Origin of the sequence: Collinsella sp. BG-O-102 (assembly GCF_023656745.1) — a bacterium.
Lineage (GTDB): Bacteria > Actinomycetota > Coriobacteriia > Coriobacteriales > Coriobacteriaceae > Collinsella.
In genome coordinates this window covers 1-6,616 of the sequence record NZ_JAMOKO010000030.1, presented here as the reverse complement: position 1 = coordinate 6,616, position 6,616 = coordinate 1, and the positions used below count along the sequence as shown (strand labels likewise).

Below are 6,616 nucleotides of genomic sequence, written 5' to 3'. Positions count from 1 at the left end.
AGATGATCGAATCAAGCCTGGAACTTGCCGACAGCGTGGAGGCGGCCTAGGATATCAACTGATTCCGGATATCGGACACAGGGGCCGCAAGGGCCCTTACACCAACTTTCTCGACACTACCACCTTTTTCCAATGTACGCTTTAAACCCTTGCTCAAGATCATCCTTTGTTACTTCGCCTGAAGGTTCGAATGCTTTACCTATCACGGAGAAATCAGAGTATTGCTCGTAAAGAGACACGCTACGATCGTATTCCAGGGCCTCCGGACTGAGCAAATTCTCTCGCCTTCCGTTTTGTGGCATGGAAGGCGCGCTCCCCATGGAGGTCAACAAAGCAAAATGGACTGCGTCCCGTAGAGCGTTAAACCGATTTTGGGGTGCAATTCCTGTATCTTGAACCGCCTCAAGACTGCAAATTCTTCCGATTAGCTCATGAGCACGAATCATTGCCCGAGCATTTACGCATCCGCTGGCCTCAACCCCCGCAAGTATGGCACCATGTATATCAAGGTCTTCCGATGGGCGACAATCTCCCATGAGAATTTCTTCGGCCAATGCCGACGGGCACGGCCTGAATGGATAGACTTTCCAAATTAGTTTTTCGCGTACGTCCCTATCGAACTCTCGCATCGATTGCACATCACTGCCTCCCCAGGCATTTGAAACCAGCATGACCTTCAACCCAAGTCTTTCGACAAGATCGTTCATCGTTCCGAATAGCGCCAAATCGTCGCTATCTTTAGAACGCCTCTCCACATCATCGAATACAAGAAAGTGCTTCTTTCTGAGCATTAGGCAGGCAACGGATTGTATCCCGACGGAGAGATTCACGGATAATCCCGTTCTTTTAATTAAAGCCCCCGAAATACCGTTGAGGGCGCCCCCTATCGTTTTGGCAGCAGCTTGCGACCTCATGTCTTTATCGCTAAGGTGTACGAGCGCCATCACAATGCGTTCGTATAAATCTTCAGCAGTAGCAATCCCGAACATAGAAACGCGGACAAGGTCGTATTCGCCCTCTTCGAGATGCTTGGCGAGCTTCTCTTCAATGAATCGGGTCTTTCCCGACCCCCAATCTCCCTCAAGTGCAATTGCATATTGATTGTCCTTATCCTTGAGATAGGAATCGATATGACCGATGAGCTGATCAGCAGGTTCTTTTGACCGGCATGTCTCCATTATTCCCTCCAGCATCAACTTAGGGCGAAAGATTTCTTTCGCTGCGATAGATCAACCCGCAACTGAGGCCGCCCCGTCCACAACAATGATGGCATAAACTCGATTGAAAGCTGGCGGTTAGACCATGCTCAAGCTTTACTGTTACCTACAGCGCCTAAACCAGTATCAGCCCCTACCCGTTGCCTTGTTAATTTTCCTATACATCTTGGAAACATGACCACTAATGGGGTCATTCGGAAACGCCTTCTGAGCTCTTGCAACATATGAAAGATAGTTTCCATGGCGGCTTGGGTCCGAAGCGCTTCGCTTGTCACTCGATCTGTTCCCCTTCGGAGAGTAATGCTCGTACAATGCGCTTACGCGCTTCTTACTCGGATGCTTGTCCGGATTATCAGCCAGCCTGCCGATTGATTTAGCAGCACGATAAAACCTATTGTAAAACCTTCCGACCGTAGATTGGCGAATTCGAACATCGTTACCGTCAAAATCAAATCCCAAAAACGAAACATGATTTCCAGCATGATGCGCGGTTCGCACAACTTCCATTTCTCCTGCGAGCAATGCACCAAATGAAAGTTGCTCGACCTTTCCATCGTTTATACGGTGGATTTTGGTTTTTTCATCTTGTAGTTCAACTGCAGGAACTCCCTGTGCCAAAGCAAGAGCTTTACTTGCTGTTTTGAGATCCTTGGCAGGGACGACAATGATGAAGTCGTCGCAATATCGTATATACCTGCCATTCACGCTGGCAACACACGCGTTAATCTGGGCATCGGTATCAAACATATACATATTCGCCAACACGCCACTTGTTGCCAGTCCTTGGGGAATGCCCCTCGCATCATGCCTTTCTTTCCAGGGCACAACAATCGAAGAATCCTTGTAAGCCGTAAACTCCGCAGGTGTCAAGATGCGCGGTAGCCTGTTAAGGCTCCTTAACGCCTTGGATCGAACTTTGGACGCAGAATTGCCAAACGTGAACGGGTCGTCTGGCTGAAGATCAATCCAGCAAAGTCCGTTCCTTCTCGCCAAATCGCCAACAGGCCAATAGCAGTAATGCAATATGTTTTTCAGGACTTGGTAATGGTCCGGTGGAAGCATGCCCTCGTTAAAGAACCCTCTAACGGCCTTGCGTAAGTAACTATGATCGAGGTTATCGAAAAAATGGGTGAAGTCTCCCGTGATAACTAGCGAATCCCCCTGCCTGCGAATGGCATCGATTGCATCTGCAGCAACAGAGTAATTAGTGAGGTGAAATCCGCTTCGATAAGCTGCAGCAACGCCGCCGATGCCCGTTTCTAAGGCACGACGGTCATATAACTTGCCCCATTGCAGCGCATAATACTGAAAAATCCTGTGATCCAAGTGAGATGCATATGCGATATCTCTCGTCTTCAGGGTTTTCTTGCCGTCCCTGAATCTCACATGGCAAAGCTCATTCGCAATTAAGGGAAGAAATGCGTGACGCTGAATAAAATCTGCATCACAAACCCTCGCCTCGACATCCTTGAATGCAACACGGTAATCGAAATGCGCGTAGCTCTTCTTTGTCGCATACCCTGGAATACGAGACGGGTCGAAATCGTTCACGGGCTCACCGCCTTTAATCAACCTGCTCGGTATATAGGAGCGGCTCACCCAAACCGAGCAGGCTAACATGAGGTGAAGCGAGTTCACCAACGCAATGCGGCCGCCCATTCCAATGCTTGCCTATGGCATACTAGATGGAGATGCGGAGATAACCGATATGATCATCAGCGCCCTTGCCCAGCTATGCGCAGGCAACGTCGGCATCAATAGTGCGAACGTCGGAATTTCGTCGTTTGCGCTATTGACGGCGATAACGCACCTTTACGCCAATGCGTAAAGCAGTTCTATTGTACCCGAAATCCTATCTTGAAACACACGATCGTATCGGATTAGAGATATATAACCTACCTGAACCTACCTGAAGGAGAGTTATCGAATCTGCATTGGCATCAGATTCGTGAGGCCTCAGCGTCAACAAATGCAGAGTCTGCGCTTTAAGATAAACGGAAGACTGCTTCGGTTTTTAAATCTATTCTCAACCTGCCGCCCACAGGAGCTCCAACGGAAACACTGTCAGTTCAAGTTATGAACGCGTTAACCCCACAGCACCACTGGGTAACCGTTTGATTCGGCGTGGGCTATTCGACTTGAGCTTCAGTTCCGCTTTTAACAATTTTTGCATGCTGCTTAGCTATGAATTTCTCTGACCATGCTTGGAAATCCTTCGACGCCTCACCCTCCATTCGCGAGGTCAGCGACTGCTGAATGCTCTGAAATTCGTTTGCAGCACCTTCGTTTGCGGCATCACGCAGTTTGTAAAGCAGATCGTTGCAATCGACGCAGAGAGTCAGCTTCTTATCTCCGTTGTCTACTGAGGCGAATGCCTCTAGTAGTTTTTTCTTTCTGCCGCAGCAATCACACTTCAATTTCTCTATCCCCCTCTTTTAGTATTTCGACCAAGTTTTCAGTCAGCGTTTTCATATCGCGCTCCGTGACCCTCTTGCGAGATCTCATGGCTTTTTCAAATAGAGGCTGCAGGTAATCTCTGATTTCCTTCTCCTGCTCTTTCGAGCTCACTAGTTTTTCTTGGAGCTTTCTCAGGCTCTTTTTATCGGAGTCAAGTTGGGATATGACAGCATCCTGCTCTTCTGCAGTTAGGAGATACTCTATTTCCATATTGACGAAGATAGCGTTGAACATTCGAGTCGTCCATAGCGCGTCGTCCTCTCGGATTATGTCTCCGACGGCCTTTGTCGCCGCCCCCGCGATGCCCCCTATCAGCAGGCCTCCGCTCATCCCGATGACCTGCACTGCTTTTTTGCCGACTTTGTCGGTGAGCTTTTTCCCCGCGATAGCGCCTGTCGCCGCCGTCCCGGCAATCGTGCTTCCGAACGACACGAGCAGGGACGTTATGTTCTTCGTATACTGAGCCCCTGACAGCCTTCCTTCAATCAGCCCGTACGTATCCGGTACGGTAAAGACCACGAACATAGCCCCCTGGGTAATTAGGTTCGATCCAAGAAACTTCGCGAAGCTCTTCTGTGCCGCGGCGCCGTATATGGCCTTCTTCCCTGCCATCGCCCGAAATGCGTTTACTATTTCCTGCGCCGCTTTGGATCCTATCCTCTTGGTGATACGCGTAGCCAATGGGTTTATTGCGTTCATCAAGCTGGTCCTGGACAGCTGGGAGGCAATGACGCTTCCGGCGAAGCTGAGCCCGTAGACCCTGATGCCCGTAACGATTGCGTACTTTGCCGCCTCTTTTGGACTTCGGGTGCTCCACAGTGCTTGGGCAAATGCGCAGACGGCGGAAATGCCCAGGGCGGAAGTGCATGTTATCGAGGACTCGGCGAAGTCGTAGACGAGCGATTCCACTGTTCCCGGCTTGGCAAGGTTGCGAACCTGCTGGTATGAAAGGTTGCTCTTGCGGATGATATCAAGCGCCGCCTCCGGATCGTTGACGCCTTTAACGGTTCCTTGCTCGATACGCGTTTTCATATAGGCGACAGCATCCGCGTACTGGTCCTTCGGAACTTCAATCTTCATCGGGTTGTCGTTGAGATCATAGTATCTGAATTCCTTGGCGCCAGCTGGCGTTTTCTTGAAGCAGGCTTCTACGGTTTGGTATGCCGTTTTGCAGAACTTGCACTGCACCGGGGATGCCCCAACAATTTTGTCGGGTCCGTTCTTGGCGTTATCTCTTCCGACTACCGTTGACTTCTCGCCGTGAATCCAATCAAGCTTCGCGCCGGCTTCCTCCGCGTAGATTCCATGGCCCGTCTTCGTCTGTCCTGCGCCATAGGCTGCATTGAACATAATGCCCCCGACGCTGAAGGAGTTCAGGGCGCTGATCGTCGACCTCTCGGCCAATTCCTCCGCTTCTTTTCTTTGCCTTATCGCATCGGAGCGGTACTCTCTGAACGCTTCGTACATAGCTTTGCTCTCGAATACAGCGAGGGTCTCGTCTTTGCCTTTGAGCGCATATCTTCGATTTCCTTTATCCTTGCGCTCCAGGATGTCGTAATCCTCGGGATCGAAGAAATCCCATGGGATGATGCGGTAGATAGCATTAAGCTTATGGGCCTTCTCACCGGTTTCCTTCGCTTTTGCTTTGGCTTCTTTGTTGGCGGCCTTCACATCTTTCTTGGGGGCTTTGGATATGAATGCGCGATCGGTGAGGGCGATTCCGGCAGGGTATCCTCCATATGAGATCATGTCTGCCCAGAGAATGACGTGGTCGTTGGGGACGGGCAGACACCTTTGGATCTTCTGAACCTCTTCATGGGCGGGTTTACCGCATACGCCTTGCAGCTCTTCGATCATCGCTTGTAATTTCTGGTCCATGGCGGCTCCGTAACCCTATCCTTTCGTCGAATTATCCCACATTCAGATTAAGTAAAAAATTCTATGCCTTTCATCGGTAGTAGAAATGGCTACTGGGAAGCTCTTCTTGCCTTCGAAGCATTCAGTAAGAACGGGGCCTCTACCAAAGTTGCTCTATCAATCAAAAAGTCCCGCCACATTGGAAAGCGTGGCGGGACACGAAAAGCATTTATCCAACCTTGAACTAGCCGGGATGACGCCGGGCTGCAAGCGCTGCCTGCACGTCTTCTGCGATACCCGCGCCGCGCAGCCGAAGCCGGAATAGGCTAAGACGCGGCGACAGAGCCCCAAAACGCAACAGGCCCGGCGGCGAATCGAATCGCCGCCGGGTCTGGAAGCATCTGCAGGGCTCGCAATTAGCCTGGCGACCGCTGCCGCTCTTACCGGCACAGAGCTATACGCTAGTCACAAGAAAGGCCGCCGTTAAGGAACAGCGGACTTGACTCTCGCATATTCAAGGGCGACTAGAGTGTCTTGAGGTACTCCCCCAGCTCTTCCTCCCAGTCGGGCATGTGGAAGCCTGCCGACTCCAGCTTGGACAGGTCGAGCGCGGAGTGGACCGGGCGCGGGGCGATGGGGCCTGCGGCGCTGGCGTAGTAGTCGGCGGTGCTGACCGGGACCACTTTGTCCCCGTTGCCGTTGGCAGCCTCGAAGACGGCGCGGGCGATGTCGGCCCAGCTCCTCACGGCGCCCGAGCCGGTGCAGCCGTAGGTGCCGTAGGGGGCCTTAGCGTCCAGCACGTGGAAGATGGCGGCGGCCATGTCGCGCGTGAAGGTCAGGCGGCCCAGCTGGTCGTCCACGACGGTGACCTTGTCCAGATTGTCGTCCGGGTCGGCGACGCGGTCTGAGAGGCCCTTCATGGTGTTTACGAAGTTGTGCCCCTCGCCGATGACCCAAGAGCTGCGCATGATGTAGTGGCGGGGGCACCCCGCCACGGCGATGTCGCCGGCGGCCTTGGTCTGGCCGTAGACGGACAGCGGGCTGAGGGGCTCGCCCTCGTCGTGGACCTCGGCGGTGCCGTCGAA

General features: G+C 52.2%; 5 protein-coding genes. All 5 read right to left on the bottom strand.

All coding sequences use genetic code 11. From position 1 onward, the window contains the following. Positions 1 to 116 precede the first annotated feature (116 nt). Positions 117 to 1,178, bottom strand: a complete 1,062-nt coding sequence (locus NBH09_RS09790; protein WP_250787842.1) for a P-loop NTPase fold protein — start codon at positions 1,176 to 1,178, stop codon at positions 117 to 119. A gap of 165 nt (positions 1,179 to 1,343) precedes the next feature. Further along, entirely contained in the window at positions 1,344 to 2,768 is a 1,425-nt protein-coding gene (locus NBH09_RS09785) for an RNA-dependent RNA polymerase family protein (protein WP_250787841.1), read from the bottom strand. Positions 2,769 to 3,346: 578 nt separating this feature from the next. After that, positions 3,347 to 3,634: a hypothetical protein gene (locus tag NBH09_RS09780; protein ID WP_227790869.1), complete on the bottom strand. Its 288-nt coding sequence runs from the start codon at positions 3,632 to 3,634 to the stop codon at positions 3,347 to 3,349. Continuing rightward, on the bottom strand, positions 3,624 to 5,552 hold the full coding sequence (locus NBH09_RS09775) for a YeeR family protein (protein ID WP_250787840.1): 1,929 nt from the start codon (positions 5,550 to 5,552) through the stop codon (positions 3,624 to 3,626). Before NBH09_RS09775 ends, NBH09_RS09780 begins: the two co-directional genes overlap by 11 nt. Positions 5,553 to 6,055: 503 nt before the next feature. After that, a partial coding sequence (locus NBH09_RS09770; protein ID WP_250787839.1) for an SDR family oxidoreductase occupies positions 6,056 to 6,616 on the bottom strand: 561 nt, incomplete at its 5' end.